At 67.3% G+C, this 14748-nt stretch carries 14 protein-coding genes; 4 read left to right on the forward strand and 10 right to left on the reverse strand.

Features of this window, described 5'->3' with window-relative positions; translation table 11 throughout:
• Positions 1-239: 239 nt before the first annotated feature.
• Positions 240-638, forward strand: a complete 399-nt coding sequence (locus ASE61_RS06565) for a VOC family protein (RefSeq protein WP_061965934.1) — start codon at positions 240-242, stop codon at positions 636-638.
• Positions 639-726: 88 nt separating this feature from the next.
• On the opposite strand, the gene ASE61_RS06570 is transcribed toward ASE61_RS06565, so the two are convergent.
• The 3 genes from ASE61_RS06570 to ASE61_RS06580 form a co-directional block, all read right to left on the reverse strand.
• Complete coding sequence (locus ASE61_RS06570; protein ID WP_061965936.1) at positions 727-912, reverse strand: hypothetical protein; 186 nt, start codon at positions 910-912, stop codon at positions 727-729.
• Positions 913-990: 78 nt separating this feature from the next.
• Positions 991-1665: a Crp/Fnr family transcriptional regulator gene (locus tag ASE61_RS06575; RefSeq protein ID WP_061965938.1), complete on the reverse strand. Its 675-nt coding sequence runs from the start codon at positions 1663-1665 to the stop codon at positions 991-993.
• Positions 1666-1757: 92 nt separating this feature from the next.
• A complete protein-coding gene (locus ASE61_RS06580; protein WP_061965940.1) occupies positions 1758-5315 on the reverse strand; it encodes an indolepyruvate ferredoxin oxidoreductase family protein in 3558 nt (1185 codons plus the stop codon).
• Between the two features lie 314 nt (positions 5316-5629).
• On the opposite strand from ASE61_RS06580, the gene ASE61_RS06585 reads away from it, so the two are divergent.
• Both ASE61_RS06585 and ASE61_RS06590 read left to right on the forward strand, forming a co-directional pair.
• A complete protein-coding gene (locus ASE61_RS06585) occupies positions 5630-6274 on the forward strand; it encodes a DUF1007 family protein (RefSeq protein WP_061965942.1) in 645 nt (214 codons plus the stop codon).
• Positions 6265-7287: a nickel/cobalt transporter gene (locus ASE61_RS06590; protein ID WP_061965945.1), complete on the forward strand. Its 1023-nt coding sequence runs from the start codon at positions 6265-6267 to the stop codon at positions 7285-7287. Before ASE61_RS06585 ends, ASE61_RS06590 begins: the two co-directional genes overlap by 10 nt.
• Positions 7288-7290: 3 nt before the next feature.
• Here the strand turns inward: ASE61_RS06590 and ASE61_RS06595 are convergent, their stop codons facing one another.
• From ASE61_RS06595 to ASE61_RS06615, 5 genes are read right to left on the reverse strand one after another with little or no spacing between them, the layout of a single operon-like run.
• Positions 7291-7677, reverse strand: coding sequence for a nitrile hydratase accessory protein (locus ASE61_RS06595; RefSeq protein WP_061965947.1), 387 nt, complete (start codon positions 7675-7677; stop codon positions 7291-7293).
• The gene (nthB, locus tag ASE61_RS06600) at positions 7664-8323 is read right to left on the reverse strand and encodes a nitrile hydratase subunit beta (RefSeq protein WP_061965949.1); all 660 of its coding nucleotides are present in this window, start codon (positions 8321-8323) and stop codon (positions 7664-7666) included. The genes ASE61_RS06595 and nthB overlap by 14 nt, the downstream gene beginning before the upstream one ends.
• A complete protein-coding gene (gene nthA, locus ASE61_RS06605) occupies positions 8320-8943 on the reverse strand; it encodes a nitrile hydratase subunit alpha (RefSeq protein ID WP_061965951.1) in 624 nt (207 codons plus the stop codon). The genes nthB and nthA overlap by 4 nt, the downstream gene beginning before the upstream one ends.
• Before the next feature lie 12 nt (positions 8944-8955).
• Positions 8956-10152, reverse strand: a complete 1197-nt coding sequence (locus tag ASE61_RS06610; protein ID WP_061965953.1) for an amidase — start codon at positions 10150-10152, stop codon at positions 8956-8958.
• Between the two features lie 3 nt (positions 10153-10155).
• The gene (locus tag ASE61_RS06615; RefSeq protein WP_061965955.1) at positions 10156-11745 is read right to left on the reverse strand and encodes a gamma-glutamyltransferase family protein; all 1590 of its coding nucleotides are present in this window, start codon (positions 11743-11745) and stop codon (positions 10156-10158) included.
• 130 nt (positions 11746-11875) lie between these two features.
• Here ASE61_RS06615 and ASE61_RS06620 point away from each other — a divergent pair, with 130 nt between their 5' ends.
• Complete coding sequence (locus ASE61_RS06620; RefSeq protein WP_061965956.1) at positions 11876-12115, forward strand: hypothetical protein; 240 nt, start codon at positions 11876-11878, stop codon at positions 12113-12115.
• An 18-nt stretch (positions 12116-12133) separates the two neighbouring features.
• Here the strand turns inward: ASE61_RS06620 and ASE61_RS06625 are convergent, their stop codons facing one another.
• Both ASE61_RS06625 and ASE61_RS06630 read right to left on the reverse strand, forming a co-directional pair.
• Complete coding sequence (locus ASE61_RS06625) at positions 12134-12499, reverse strand: DUF1850 domain-containing protein (protein ID WP_061965958.1); 366 nt, start codon at positions 12497-12499, stop codon at positions 12134-12136.
• Positions 12496-14640 (reverse strand): TRAP transporter permease, encoded by a 2145-nt coding sequence (locus ASE61_RS06630; protein ID WP_082617256.1) that lies wholly within the window; start codon positions 14638-14640, stop codon positions 12496-12498. Before ASE61_RS06630 ends, ASE61_RS06625 begins: the two co-directional genes overlap by 4 nt.
• Between the last annotated feature and the right edge of the window lie 108 nt (positions 14641-14748).

The raw sequence follows: 14748 nt of genomic DNA on the forward strand, positions 1-14748 counted from the left end.
TGGCGACTTCCGCGGGCCGGTTTCCGGCCTCGTTCTCATGCAAGACTTGCAGGCGGCCATCATCTTCGCAAGGACCCGCTTGACAGACAATTCGCCTTTTGGTGATTATCGTCCCGCCGAAGTTTGCTTCTCACGCAGATGTGTTGCGTCCGCTTTTGCTTCGGCCCTGATTTTCCTCACGAATTCGGCCGATTGAATCGGCGGGCGGAACCGTGCCTGCGACGGTGGCGGACAGACTCATGCTTCATCATCTGTCTTTCGGCGTTGCCGGTATCGAGCGTGCCTGCGCCTTCTACGACGCGGTGCTGGCGCCGCTCGGCTATGTCCGGGTCTGGTCGGACCTGCGGCCCGGCGAGACCGGGCAGGCGGTCGGCTACGGCTGGCCGGGCGGAGGCGACAAGCTGGCGCTGAAGCTCAAGCCGGAGGGGCAGCGGCCGCCGGGGCCGGGCTTCCACCTCGCCTTTGCCGCGCCCGATCGCGCAGCGGTCGACAGATTCCATGAGGCAGCGCTTCGGCATGGCGGGCGCGACAATGGCGCACCCGGACTGCGTCCTCACTACGGGCCGCATTACTACGCCGCCTTCGTGATCGATCCCGACGGCTACGCGATCGAGGCGGTGTTCAACGAGCCTGCGTAATACGCCCTGACGGCGAGAATCGTCATGGCGAAAGCCCGCCATCCGGGGAATGGCGGGCTGTTCGAGATGCGATGGCGGTCATCCGAAACTAGCGGCGCCCACCAGCTCGCGGATCGGTGCTTCGCCGGTCATTGCGGATTTTCACCGGCTGGCATGCCTGGAACGGATCGAGCCAATTGGCCCAGAGGCGACGGGCGATATCCGACTGGACGGCGGCATATTCGGTGAGCTGATCGGTGACCCGTTTCGAGAACAGGTCGAGGAGGCCAAACATCGCAGCGGTTCCTTTCTCAGCCATCGGCTGTTCGGGATAAGCAACGCGCGAAAGGCGATTTGGTGCCGTGGCGGCCCTTCACCCTTCGTAGCGCGAAAGCCGATCGAGATCGCGGATGGTGATGCTGCCATGCCCGAGCTCGATCAGGCCGAGATCGGCGAGCTTGGCCAGCCCCTGGTTCGCCATCTGCCGGGAAATGCCGGCGAGCATGCCGAGCTCCTCCTGCGAGATCGCCAGCGTGCGTCCGAGATCGGGATAGAGGATCGGATTGAACAGCCAGGCGAGGTTGCGGGCCAGCCGGCCGGTGGAATCCAGCGTACGCTCGGTCTCGGCGAGCGAGATGAACTGGGCGAGGCGCTCGTTGAACTGGTGGACGAGGAAGCGGTTGAACGCAGCCGAATGCTCGAACAGCCAGAGGAAGGTCGAGCGCCGCATCAGCGCGATCCGGGATTCGCGCAGCGCCACCAGCTCGTAGCGGCGTGCCTCGGCCTTGATCACGGTGCCTTCTCCGAACCAGGCGCCGGAGCGCAGGCCGGCGAGCGTCGCTGTCTTGCCGGATTTCGAGGTCGTCGCCATCTTGACCAGTCCGTCGGCGACGCCGGTCCAGGATTCCAGCCGGTCGCCGACATGGCAGATCGAGGCGCCCTTGCCATAGCTCTTGAAGGAGATGCCGCGCCGCGCCTCCTCGAATTCCGCCTCGGAAAGATCATGGGACCAGGAGGCGATGGCGCGCAGTTCCTCGGGGGTGATCACAAGCAATCCTTGAAACCGACTGTCGGCTCAATATGGCGTGCGGTGGCAATCGGACTCAAGTTGAACCAAAGAGGCGCCGAAAGCTCCTTGCCTCATTCGGCAGCCTGCGGCAGTGCGGCGTCAGAGCCACCCTCGCGCAACTGCCCAAGCAGCATTGCCTCCTCAGCCTTCGCCGCCTTGAGATGCCGCTCCTTGACGTGGCCGAAGCCGCGGATTTTCTCCGGAATCGCGGCCAGTGCCACGCAAAGCGCATGGTTCTCGGGCGTGAGCCGGGTCAGCAATTCGTTCAGCAGCACTTCGTAATCCGCGATCAGCCGGCGCTCGGTACGGCGCTCTTCGGTGTAGCCGAAGAGGTCGAAAGCCGTCCCGCGCAGGCCCTTGAGCTTTGCGAGCACCGAGAAGGCGCCCATCATCCAGGGGCCGAAGCTGATCTTGCGCGGCAGGCCGGTATTCGGGTCGCGCCGGGCCAGCAGCGGCGGGGCGAGATGGAATTCGTAGCGCAGCGGCTTGCCCTCGCTGCCCTCGGCCTCGAAGGTCGCGGCGACCTGCTTGCGGAAGGCACCGTCGCTGTAGAGCCGGGCGACTTCGTATTCGTCCTTATAGGCCATCAGCTTGAACAGGTTGCGGGCGACGGCCTCGCTGAGCGAGGTCTGGCCCGGCATCACTGCCGCCTCCCGCGTCTGGGCGCGGGCGACGAGATGACGGTAGCGCGCCGCATAGGCCGCATTCTGATAGGCGGTGAGGAAGGCGACGCGGCGCTCGATGATCTCGTCCAGCGTCTGCGAGAGCTGGCGGGCCGGCGTCGCCGCCTTGCTCTGCGAGAGCAGATCGGCCAGCGCCTGTGGATCATGCGCGGCGCGGCGGCCGAGCTCGAACGCCTGCTTGTTCATGGCGACGGCCTCGCCATTGAGCTCGATCGCCTTGAGCAGCGCCTCGCGCGAAAGCGGGACGGCGCCGAGCTGCCAGGCATGGCCGAGCATGAACATGTTGGCGGCGATGGCATTGCCGAGGAAGGCGACCGCTGCTGCCGTCGCGTCTAGGAAATGCGTCTGCTCGCGGCCGGCGGCCGAGAGGATCGCGCGTTTCAGGCGCTCGGTCGGCAGCGAGAAATCGGCGTTGCGGGTGAAATCGCCCGGCAGGCTCTCGGCCGTGTTGACGATGACGGTGCCGCGCTCCGGCCGGATCGCGCCGAGCACCTTCTTCGAGCCGGTGACGGTGAGGTCGCAGCCCAGCACGAGATCGGCCTGCCCGGCGGTGACGCGGATGGCGTGGATATCGTCCGGATGCGGCGCGAGCTTGACATGGCTGAAGACGGCGCCGCCCTTCTGGGCGAGGCCGGCCATGTCGATCATGCCGCAGCCCTTGCCTTCGAGATGCGCGGCCATGCCGACGATCGCGCCGATGGTGACGACGCCGGTGCCGCCGACGCCGGTGACGATCACGGCGAAGCTGCGGTCGAGCGCCGGAACGGCGGGCTCGGGCAAGTCGGCTTCGCCGAGTGCCGAGGCATCGAGCCGGAGCGGATCGGCCTTCTTCGGCTTCGCTCCATGCACGGTGACGAAGGACGGGCAGAAGCCCTTCACGCAGGAAAAGTCCTTGTTGCAGTTCGACTGGTCGATCTGGCGCTTGCGGCCGAACTCGGTCTCCAGCGGCTGCACAGAGACGCAGTTCGATTGCACGCCGCAATCGCCGCAGCCCTCGCAGACCAGCTCGTTGACGATCACGCGCTTGTCCGGGTCGGGATAGGCCCCACGCTTGCGGCGCCTGCGCTTCTCGGTGGCGCAGGTCTGGTCGTAGAGCAGCAGGGAGACGCCCGAAGTTCCGGCGAGCTCGCGCTGGACGGCGTCGAGCTCGTCGCGATGGTGCAGCGTCGTGCCGGCCGGCCATTGCGTGCCCGGCGGATATTTGCCGGGGTCGTCGCTGACGACGGCGATGCGGGCGACGCCTTCGGCCGCGACCTGCCGCGCCATCTGATCGGGCGAGAGATGGCCTTCGGCCTGCTGGCCGCCGGTCATCGCGACGGCGTCGTTGTAGAGCAGCTTGTAGGTGAGGGTGACGCCGCTCGCGACGGCCCAGCGGATCGCGAGCGAACCGGAATGGGTATAGGTGCCGTCGCCGAGATTCTGGAAGACATGGCCGCGCTTCGAGAACGGCGCCTCGCCGATCCAGTTTGCGCCCTCGCCGCCCATCTGGGTGAAACCCGCCGTGTCGCGGTCCATCCACTGCACCATGTAATGGCAGCCGATGCCGGCATAGGCGCGCGACCCCTCGGGCACGATTGTCGAGGAATTATGCGGGCAGCCCGAGCAGAAATAGGGCGTGCGCCTGGCGATTTCCTGCGCCTCGGCGAGGCGTCCCTGCGCCGCGGCGATCTCCTCCAGCCGGGCGCGCAAGGCAGGGTCGTCGCGGTATTGCAGCAGACGGCCGCCTAGCGCGATCGCAATATCGTTGGGGTCGAGCGCGCCATGGACTGGGAAGAGCCACTCGCCTTTCTCATCCTTCTTGCCGATCACCATCGGTTGGTGTTTGGCGCCGTAAAGCTCCTCGCGGACCTGGACCTCGATCAGCGAGCGCTTTTCCTCGACCACCATGATCAGGTCGAGTCCTTTGGCGAATACCTTCAACTCGGCCGGGTCGATCGGCCAGGGGCAGGCGAGCTTGAACAGGCGGATGCCCAGATTGTTGGCGCGGACCTCGTCGATGCCGAGATCTGCCAGTGCCTGCTGCACGTCGAGATAGGATTTGCCGACGGTCGCGATGCCGATGCGCGGCGTCTTGCCGCCCTGGGTAACGATGCGGTTCAGTTTGTTGGCGCGCAGATAGGCCAGCATCGCATCGCGCTTGTAGAGATGCATCCGGCGTTCCTGCTCGACGAAATCGAGCTCTCGGCGGATCGCGAGGCCGCCGGGCGGCGGGGTGTAATCGGTGGGCGTGACGATGCTGACGCGGTCGAGCGAGCCATCGATCGATGCGGTCGATTCGATGTTGTCCTTGACGCATTTGATCCCGACCCAGACCGAGGCGAAGCGCGACAGCGCGATGCCGTGCAGGCCGTAATCGATGATCTCCTGCACGCCGGCCGGGTTGAGGATCGGCATCATCCGATCGACCAGCACGAATTCGGTCTGGTGGGCGTTGGTCGAGGATTCCGCCGTATGGTCGTCGCCCATCAGGCAGATCACACCGCCCTTCGGATCGGTGCCGGCCATGTTGCCGTGGCGGAAGACGTCGCCGGAGCGGTCGACGCCCGGCCCCTTGCCGTACCAGAGCGCGAAGACGCCATCATGCCTGCCTTCGCCGCTGAGCCCCGCCTGCTGCGTGCCCCAGATCGCGGTCGCGGCAAGGTCCTCATTCAGGCCAGGCTGGAAGACGATATTCGCGGCTTTCAGCGGCTTGGACGCTCGCATCAATTGCTGGTCGAGCCCGCCGAGCGGGGAGCCGCGATAGCCGGAGACGAAGCCCGCCGTATCGAGCCCAGCCTGCCGGTCGCGCTCGCGCTGCATCAGCAGCATGCGGGCGACGGCCTGTGTGCCGGTGAGGAAGACCTCGCGCTTGTCGAGATCGTATTTGTCGTCGAGCGCGACCTCGCGCAGTCCGGCTTGGCGTAGCGCGCCCGCCTCGGTGTCGGATTTCCGTGGTGTCTCGGCCATGTTCGGCCTCCCGGATCGTCGTTCCCGCCGACGGGCCGGTAGTCCCGGCCTCATGCTTTGCCGTCTCCGCGGCGAATATGTCAGCAAGGCTGACATATCGACCGGGGGCGGTCAATTGATCTGGTATCATTCCAGTTTTCGAGGCGGGGTCCAGCAGTTTGCGGGAACGGCCGCTGTGCGCCACGGGAGGAGCGCCGCGATTTGGCCCCGTTTGGCAGGGATGGCTGTCGCAGCGATCAGGCGTGACGAAGCGCTCGTTGACGATCGCTTAACCATGATCCACGCAGACCACGGGGATCACGGAGGGTTCGCCTTTGACGCGACGCGCGCATCTTACGGCCCTGTTCGGGCTCCTGCTGGCCGCCATCGCGGCCGGGCCGGCGGCTGCGCATCCGCATGTCTTCGTCAATGCCAAGGCGGAAATCGTCTTCACGGCTGACGGATCGGTGCAGGCGATCCGGCATCACTGGAGCTTCGATGAGGCCTATTCGGCCTATATCACACAAGGCCTCGACAAGAACGGCGACGGCAAGCTGACCTCCGACGAGCTGGCCGAACTCGCCAAGATCAATGTCGAATCGCTGCCCGATGTCGAGTTCTTCACCGCCGCCAAGCTCAACGGCCGCAAGCAGGAATTCGGCACGCCCGGCGAGCAGGTCATGTCCTACGCCGACAAGGTGTTGACGCTGGTCTTCACGCTGCCGCTGAAGACCCCGGCCAAGGCGCGTTCCTTCGGCATCGAGATCGGCGACCCCACCTATTTCGTCGCCTTCGATATCGTCGACGCGCCTGACGCGGTGGTGACCAAGGGCGCGCCGCAGGGCTGTGTCGTGCGGGTCAACCGGCCGCCCAAGCTCGACGACGCCACGCAGAAGCGCCTCGCCGAGGCCGATATCACCGCGACGCCCGATGTCAGTGGGCTCGAGGTGACGACACGGGCGCTGGTGGCATGTCCGTGACATCGGCCGAGACAGCGCGTCCGGCCGCTGCGACGCTGTCGCGGCGCCTGATCGCCTGTGCGCTGGCGCTGTTGCTGGTCGGGGGCGTGGTTGCGCTGCTCGCCCTGCTGATCGCGAGCGTGAGCCCACCTCCGCCGCCTCCGCCGCGCAATCCCTTCGGCACGGCCTTGCCGCGCGAGGCTCTGCCCTCCACGACCAGTTTCGGCGCGGTGCTGATCGCCTGGCAGTCGAGCTTCTATCGCGAGCTCACGGCGACGCTGAAGGCGATCGCGACCGCGCCGGCTGCGCTCTGGGGCCTGCTCGGGCTCTCCTTCGGCTATGGTGTCTTCCATGCGGCCGGGCCCGGTCACGGCAAGGCGGTGATCTCCGGCTATATCGTCGCCGATAATCGCAGCCTGAAGCGGGGCCTTGGCTTGAGCTTTGCTGCCGCACTCCTGCAGGCCTTGGTCGCGATCGCGATCGTGAGTGTGGCGACGCTGCTGCTGCGGGTGACCGCGATGCAGATGAACGCCGCGACGACCGTGATCGAGCAGGGCAGCTTCCTGCTGGTCGCACTGGTGGGGCTCTTGATGCTCTGGCGCAAGGCGGGCGCTCTGGTCCGGCTGGAGGGCGGCGGGGCGCATGATCCTGCGGCCTGCGACCATGTCCATATGCCCGATGCCGAGCAGGTCTCGCGGCTCGCCGGCTGGCGCGACATGGCCGGCGTCGTCGTCGCGGCCGGTGCACGGCCCTGCGCGGGAGCGCTGATCATCCTCGTCTTCGCCAATGCGCAGGGGCTGTTCTGGGCCGGTATCGCCGCGACCTTCGCCATGGCCTTGGGCACGGCGCTCACCACCGGGGCGCTGGCGGCCTTCGCCGTCTTCTTCAAGTTCGCGGCACTGAAATTCGCCGGCGGCGGCAGCCTGCGCTCGGCGCGATTGATCGCGGGGCTCGAATTGCTGGCAGCCGCCTTCGTCGCCGTGCTCGGCGCGGCGCTGTTCACCGGTCTCTGGATCGGCGGGGCAGGGAGCTGAGACTCAGCTCCGTAGCGGGTCGTTCTCCAGCAGGATCGGCTTGCCATGCGGTGTCGCTTCGGCGGCGCGGGCCCATGAGGCGGCGAGCGCGTCGACGCCGTCATGGGAGGTCAGCCCCTTCGCGATCAGCAAGTGCTCCAGCGCCTCGCACCAGCGCTCGTAATAATCCGAGCCGTCCTTGCAGCCGCCGGCCGCGAGCGCCTCGCGGATTTCGGCACCGAGCGCCTGCGCCCATTCATCGGCGGTGAAGACGCCCTTGTTCTGGAGTTCGACGACCAGCGCGAAGGCCTGCGCCTGCCAGGGTTCGGCGAAGATCGGTCCCTCGGCATCGCGCGGGATCGGCGTGTCGGCGGCCAATGCCGCCGCCAGATCGGTCTCAGGCCGGTTCAAGATAGCTCTCCCAGGCCTCGATGCTGACGGTTGATTTTGGATCGGCGTCGCGGCCCCAGAGTTCGCGACCGTCGAAAACCACCGTGTAGAGCCATTGCGCCGTCTCGGGCTGCCCCTGCGCACCCGTGTCGGGGAAGACATGGCAGCCGGTGATGCGCTCGACCACGCCGGTCTTGCCGCGGGCATAGCGCGGCAGGCGGGTATGGTGCTGCGGATGCATCACGATGGTGCGGACCCTGTCGCCTACAGTGAAGCGCGCCGGGGCCTTGCTGTCGCGCTCATAGGGGAAACCGCGGCGCAGGACGCCCGCGACCTCCTCGCCCTTGAGCACGCGCTTAGGCTCGCGGCGCTCGGGCGCGGGCCTGCCGCTGGCGAGTTCGTCCGTGCTCAGGAAGCCGTGCTTGACCAGAACCTTGTCGAGCGCTGCCAGCCAGATCTCGTAATAGGTCGAGGAGAGATACTGCGCCGGCGGCAGGCTCTCGCGGGCATGGCGGATCTCGTCGATCGACCAGGCGCCCATCGCGCCGGCCGCGACATTGATCGCGAGCACGCGCTTCTCCCAGTCGCCATGGAAGACGGGCTCGTTCGGCTCGGGAACGACCGGCCCGAAACCCATCTGGCCGCCGAGGTCGTGGGCGCTGTTCATGCGGCGTCCTCCACGCGAGGAAGGCCGGTGCCGATCATGGAATCGCGGGAGACGATGCTTGCCAGCTTCTCCTCGCTCCAGCCTTCGGTGCCGGCGGGCCGCATCGGGATGACGATGAAGCGGGTCTCGGCGGTCGAATCCCAGACGCGGACGCGCTGGTTCTCCGGAAGCGTCACACCGAAATCGGCGATGGTGCCGCGCGGGTCGATCACCGCCTTGGCGCGATAGGGCGGGGATTTGTACCAGACCGGCGGCAGTCCGAGCACCGGCCACGGATAGCAGGAGCAGAGGGTACAGACGATGAGGTTGTGCTGCTCGGGCGTGTTGAAGCAGGCGACGATATGCTCGCCGCCGCGCCCGCCATAGCCGAGCTCGCCGACTGCCGCGGTGCCGTCCGCTTTCAGGCGCTCGGCGAAGGCCGGATCGGTCCAGGCTTTTGCGACGATGCGGGCGCCATCACGCGGGCCGATCCTGGTCTCGTAGGTGTCGATGATCGCGTCGAGAGCGGCCGGGTCGACATAGCCTTTCTGGACCATCAGCGTTTCCAGCGCCTTCACCCGCGCCTCGATGGCGGTGAAGTGGTTGTCGTGGTCGTGATCGTGGTGATGATGTCCGCTCATGGCGGTCTCCTCTCAGGCGATCCGGATACGGGCGGCGCGCTCATAGCGCACCGCGAAGGCGACGAGCGAGCGGTCGGAGCCCTTCGGTCCGATCAGCGACAGGCCGAGCGGGGCGCCCTCGCGCTGCGCCACGGGAATCGTGATCTGCGGGAAGCCGGACAAGCCCGCAAGGCAGAGCAGGCGCAGCGCCCGGTTGCGGAAATCCTCCAGTTCAGGCTCCTTCGCGGCGATCAGCGGCGCGATATCCGGCATGGTCGGCAGGATCAGCACGCCATCCTGGCCGAGCAGGCGCGAAAGCCTGGTGCGGACGGATTTTCGGGTGGATTCGCCCTTGGCATATTCGGAGTCGGTCACCGCCTTCGAGAAGGCGAAGCGCTCCTTCACGCCGGGCCCGAGCGGGGGGCTGAAGCGTTCGATCATCGGGCCGTCCGAAGCCCAAGCTTCGCGGCCCTGGATCCAGCGGAAGGCCCAGTAGAGCGGGTCGAGATCGCGGACGAGCTTGATGCCCTCGGGTTGGCCGAGCGCCGGAACCGTGCGCTGCACGACATTGCGCAGGATCGTCTCCGCCTCGGGCACGGCCTGGGCGAACATGTCGTCGGCCATCAGGAGGCGCGGCGCCTCCGGGAGTTCCGTCTTGTCGGGGCCGAACAGGACATTGGCGACGCGGGCGAAGGTCTCGCCGTCGCGAGCGAACCAGCCGGGCGTGTCGAGACTTGCCGCCAGCGGCCAGGTGCGCTTCAGCGAGAGCCGGCCGTGGCTCGGCCGGATGCCGAAGAGGCCGCCATAGCTCGCCGGCGCGCGGACCGAGCCGCCGGTGTCCGATCCGAGAGCGATATCGGCGAGGCGCCCGGCGACCGCTGCCATCGAACCGCAGGAGGAGCCGCCGGTGATCCGGTCGGGCGCCGCCGGATTGATCGGCGAGCCGAAATGGGCGTTCTGGCCGTTCAGCGAGAAGGCGAGTTCGTCGGTATGGGTCTTGCCGACGAAGCGGGCGCCGGCCTTGAGCAGGTCCTTCACGATCGGGGCCGTCTTGGCCTTGATGCCGGACTGCGCCAGCACCAGCGGCGAGCCCGCGCCGGTCGGGTAGCCCTTGATGTCGAAGAGATCCTTCACCGCCAGCGTCAGCCCGGCGAGCGGGCCGGCGACGGCATGCTTCACCTCGGCGTCGGGATAGGGAAGGAAGCAGCGGAACGGATCGTCGAAAGTCATGCGTCAGAGCCCCCTCGCATCGCCATCGGAACGCGGATCATGCACGGCTTCGACCTGGCCCCTGGCGTGCTTCACCAGCATGCCGGCATGGCCGAAGCCCTCGGAATAGGCGAGGCCGCTTTCCTCGACCGGGTGGCCGGCGGCATCGAGCCGCTCCAGCAGCGACGGGTCGAATCGATCCTCGAACTTGAGGCTGGTCGAGCCTGCCCCCCAGGTCTTGCCGAAAAGCCAGCGCGGCGCATCGACCGCCGCGGCGAGGCTCTGGCCGGCGCGGTAGCGCGTCAGGATCTGCGCCTGGAACTGCGGCTGGCCGTCGCCGCCCATCGAACCATAGGGCAGGACGCGCCCGTCGTCGAAGCGGGCAAGCGCTGGGTTCAGCGTGTGGAAGGGCTTGCGGCCGGGCCTCAGCGGATTGGCCGCATTCTTGTCGAGCGAGAAGGAGACGCCGCGATTCTGCCAGTGGATGCCGGTCGCCGGCAGCACGCAGCCGGAGCCGTATTCCCAGTAGATCGACTGGATATAGGAGACGGCGAGGCCCTTGCCGTCGATCGCACCCATCCAGATCGTGTCGCCGTCGCCATGGCGCAGCGGCAGCTTTGCAGCCCGCTTCATATCGATGACGGCAGCCTCTCGGGCCAGCGCGGCCTCGGTCAGGAACTCGGCGGGCGGGTGGTCGAGCTCGGTCGGGTCGGTGACGTAGCGGTCGCGGATCGCGAAGGCGCGCTTCGTCGCCTCGATCAGGCCGTGATGATGCTCGAACGAGTCGAGCTTCCAGGGGCCGAGCCGCTCGAAGATGCCGAGGATCATCAGCGAGGCCAACCCTTGCGTCGGCGGCGGCAGGTTGGCGACGGTCAGACCGGGCAGCTTCAGCGAGAGGGGTGCGACGGAGCGTGCGTGATAGCGTTCGAGGTCGGTGCGCGTGACGGGGGCGCCGATGCGCTCCAGATCGGCGGCGATCTCGCGGCCGACATCGCCGCGGTAGAAATCGTCGAGGCCGGCATCGGCGAGCTGCTGCAGGGCGGCGCCGAGCGCCTCCGGCTTGCGGCGGGCGCCGGGCCTGGGCGGGGCGCCATCGATCCAGAAGCTGGAGACGAAGCCGGGGGCGGACTTCAGGGCCTCCAGTTCGTTGGGCTTGTTGCCCAATTCGGAATCCGAGACCGCATAGCCCTCGCGGCAATGCGTGATCGCATCGATCAGCAATTCCCGCAGCGGCATGCGGCCGCCGAGCGCGCGGGAGAGATCGAGGGCGAGCTGCCAGCCGCCGACGGCGCCGGCGACGGTCAGGGCCGCTTCCGGCCCGCGCGCAGGCAGGACGTCATAACCCTTGCCACGGTAGCGCTCGATCGTGGCGAGTGAGCCGGCCGGGCCGCAGGCCTCGATGCCGTGCATCTTCCCGCCGGGCTCATGCACCAGCCAGAAGCCGTCGCCGCCGATGGCGTTCATATGCGGATAGACCACGGCGATCGTCGCGGCCATCGCGACCATGGCCTCGATGGCGTTGCCGCCTTCGGCCAGAACAGCCCGGCCCGCTTCGGAGGCGAGGCGGTGAGGGGCCGCCACGGCGGCGGAAGCGAAGACAGGCGTATCCAGCATCAGGACTTTTCAAGCGCGCAGATCGTGCCCATCTGGGCAAGGGGCGCGAATTTGTTGCATGGGGCGGCAAGCTCCGCTAGGTGCGTGGGGCGCATGACCGCTTGAGGTGCTCGCGTGAAGGAAGGACAGCATGGCCGGACGGCATACCAACTGGCGCAACCTGATCATGGTCACCTCGTTCGGGATTCTGATCGCGGTCGAGCTCCTCGGCGTGGCGCTGGCGGCTGGCTGGGCGCTGGCGGGCCTGTTCGAGCTCGGCACCATCTTCGAATACATCATGATGGCGATCTTCTCGGTCTTCGCGGCCTACGGCATCGTCAACCTGATGCGCCGCATGCTCAAGATCGAGCATCTGACCGAGGTCGATTGAGGCCTTCGGCCTTTCCTATCAATCGCAGATCTTCAGCGTGACCGGATCGGCATCCGCCGGGAGATAGTCTCCCATCGGACGGCAGCCCGATGCCGTGCAGATGCGCCAGTCGGCCGTCGCGCCCGAGCGGCGCATCACCACGTCCTTGAGCGGCGGCAGCGCCGGATGCCAGCGCCAGAAGCCGCCCACGAGCTTCGCGCCATCGGGCGGGTCCATGCCGGCGCCCGAGCCTTCGATCCGGGCCTCGACGATCTCCAGGCCGGCGGGCGTTTCCCGCCAGACCTCTTCCCAGAGCGTCTTCTGCACCGAATGGCGCCAGCCCAGCGTGATCTCGCCCGTGCCGAGCGCTACCACGAGCGCGCCGGCCGCGAGGCAAAGGCTCATGCGACGGCCGTCTCTGCCTTGCGCGCGGCCAGCCAGTGCCGCCCGACGATGGCGATAGCCAGCGCATAGCCGAGCGGGTCGCTATAGGCGAACTCGCCGAAGAGCAGCACGGCGGCGCCGAAGCAGAGCACGCGCTCGACCACGGTCAGGCGGCCGAACAGCCAGCCGATCGCGACCATGCCGAAGAGGCCGATGGCGATCGTCGCCTTGAAGGTGGCGTAGACCACGGCCGGCCAGAAGCCGATGACGTTCGCCATCGGATCACCCTGCTGCAGCATCAGCGCCGGCGAATAGACGGCGATGAAGGGGATGACATAGCCGGCGAGCGCGACGCGCATCGCCTCCCAGCCGATCTTGTCGGGGTTTTCCTTGGCGATCGGTGCGGCGGCGAGCGCTGCCAGCGCCACCGGCGGCGAGAGGTCGGCCATGATGCCATAGTAGAAGGCGAACATGTGGCTGACGATCAGCGGCACGCCGAGCTTCTCCAGCGCGGGGGCGGCGAGCGCGGCGACGATGATATAGGTCGGGATCGTCGGGATGCCGGTGCCGAGCAGGATCGACAGGATCATCGTCAGGATCAGGGCCAGGAACAGGCTGTGCTGGCCGAGCCCGATGATCCAGGCGCCGAAGGTGGTGCCGATGCCGGTCTGCGTCATCAGGCCGATAATGGTGCCGACGATGGCGCAGGCGATGCCGACCGGCAGCGCCGTCTTGGCGCTGTCGGCCAGCGCGTCGCGGCTGATCGCCAGCGTCGTGCGCCCGCCGAGCGTGAAGGCGTTGGCGAGGACCAGGACCGCGATCAGGCCGGCGACGATGCGGATATCCATGCCCTCGCGGAAGAGCGCGGCGGCGATGAGCCCGAGCCCGACCCAGAAGATGATGCGCAGCGTGTGCGTGCTGAAGCCGGCCGTGATGCCGGCGCCAAGCAGGAGCCCGACGGTCAATGCCAGGCCCATCGTGCCGGCGAAGAGCGGCGTGAAGCCGTGGAACAGCATGAAGACCAGCACGGCGAGCGGCAGCGCCAGATACCAGCGCTCGCGCAGGGCCTTGAGCGGGCTCGGCAGCATGGAGCGCTCGATACCCTTGAGGCCGTATTTGCCCGCTTCCAGATGCACCATCCAGAAGGCCGAGGCGAAATAGAGCACGGCCGGGATCGCCGCGGCCTTGACGATTTCGGCATAGGGCACGCCCAGCGTCTCGGCCATGATGAAGGCGACGGCGCCCATCACCGGCGGCATGATCTGGCCGCCCATCGAGGCCGTGGCCTCGACGCCGGCGGCGAAGGCGCGCCGATAGCCGAACTTGATCATCAGCGGAATGGTGAACTGGCCGACGGTGACGACATTGGCGACGCCGGAGCCGGAGATCATGCCCATCATGCCCGACGAGACCACGGCGACCTTGGCCGGGCCGCCGCGCGCGCCGCCGAAGAGGCCGAGCGAGACATCGTTGAAGAGGTGGATCATCCCGGCCTTCTCGAGGAAGGAGCCGAAGACGATGAACAGGAAGATATAGGTCGCGGAGACGTAGATCGGCGTGCCGTAGAAGCCTTCCGTGCCGAAGGAGAGGTGGCCGATGATCTGGTCGAAGCCGTAGCCGCGATGGTTGAAGGGCGCGGGCAGATACTGGCCGAAGAACCAGTAGAGCAGGCAGACGCCGCACATGATCGGCAGGGCGTTGCCCATCAAACGGCGGGCCGCCTCGAAGATCAGCACGATCAGGAGCGTGCCGACGACGAGATCGAGCGTCGAGGGATCGCCGTCGCGCAGGATCAGGTCCGCGTAGAAAATCCACTGATAGAGGCCGATGCCGAAGCCGAGGATGCCGAGCGCCCAGCCGAGCAGGCGGCCGGGCGTGTCCTTGGCCCTGAAATTGGCGATGAGGCCGAAGGAGAGCAGCAGCAGGAAGCCGACATGGACGCCGCGCGCCGCCTGGCTCGGCAGGAAGTTCCAGGCGGAGACCGCAATCTGGAAGGCGGCGAAGGCGAGCGCCAGCCCATAGGCGAACAGGCCCCAGCCGCCGGGGCCGAAGCCGGGCGGGAAGCCATGCTCGAAATTGTCCAGATCGGCGTGCTCGACCTCGCCCGGCTTCGCACCGGAGAGGGTTTCCAACTGGTCGGTTTCGGCGGCGGTGGTGGTCATCGTCCAGATCCTGCCGGTAACACTTTGTCATCGCGCACGCGCCGCCGCGCGTAAGCGCTGCGGTGCAGATGCGGGATCGTCTTCAGAAAGAGGCGCCTTCTCGTCGTG

This window comes from Allobosea sp. Root670, assembly GCF_001429415.1.
GTDB classification, from domain to species: domain Bacteria; phylum Pseudomonadota; class Alphaproteobacteria; order Rhizobiales; family Beijerinckiaceae; genus Allobosea; species Allobosea robiniae.

Excerpts from the sequence above, each read along its gene's own strand:
- ASE61_RS06565 (WP_061965934.1), top strand. The coding sequence starts at position 240 with ATGCTTCATCATCTGTCTTTCGGCGTTGCCGGTATCGAGCGTGCCTGC.
- ASE61_RS06570 (WP_061965936.1), bottom strand. The coding sequence starts at position 912 with ATGTTTGGCCTCCTCGACCTGTTCTCGAAACGGGTCACCGATCAGCTC.
- ASE61_RS06580 (WP_061965940.1), bottom strand. The coding sequence starts at position 5,315 with ATGGCCGAGACACCACGGAAATCCGACACCGAGGCGGGCGCGCTACGC.
- ASE61_RS06590 (WP_061965945.1), top strand. The coding sequence starts at position 6,265 with ATGTCCGTGACATCGGCCGAGACAGCGCGTCCGGCCGCTGCGACGCTG.
- nthB (WP_061965949.1), bottom strand. The coding sequence starts at position 8,323 with ATGAACAGCGCCCACGACCTCGGCGGCCAGATGGGTTTCGGGCCGGTC.
- nthA (WP_061965951.1), bottom strand. The coding sequence starts at position 8,943 with ATGAGCGGACATCATCACCACGATCACGACCACGACAACCACTTCACC.
- ASE61_RS06610 (WP_061965953.1), bottom strand. The coding sequence starts at position 10,152 with ATGACTTTCGACGATCCGTTCCGCTGCTTCCTTCCCTATCCCGACGCC.
- ASE61_RS06615 (WP_061965955.1), bottom strand. The coding sequence starts at position 11,745 with ATGCTGGATACGCCTGTCTTCGCTTCCGCCGCCGTGGCGGCCCCTCAC.
- ASE61_RS06620 (WP_061965956.1), top strand. The coding sequence starts at position 11,876 with ATGGCCGGACGGCATACCAACTGGCGCAACCTGATCATGGTCACCTCG.
- ASE61_RS06625 (WP_061965958.1), bottom strand. The coding sequence starts at position 12,499 with ATGAGCCTTTGCCTCGCGGCCGGCGCGCTCGTGGTAGCGCTCGGCACG.
- ASE61_RS06630 (WP_082617256.1), bottom strand. The coding sequence starts at position 14,640 with ATGACCACCACCGCCGCCGAAACCGACCAGTTGGAAACCCTCTCCGGT.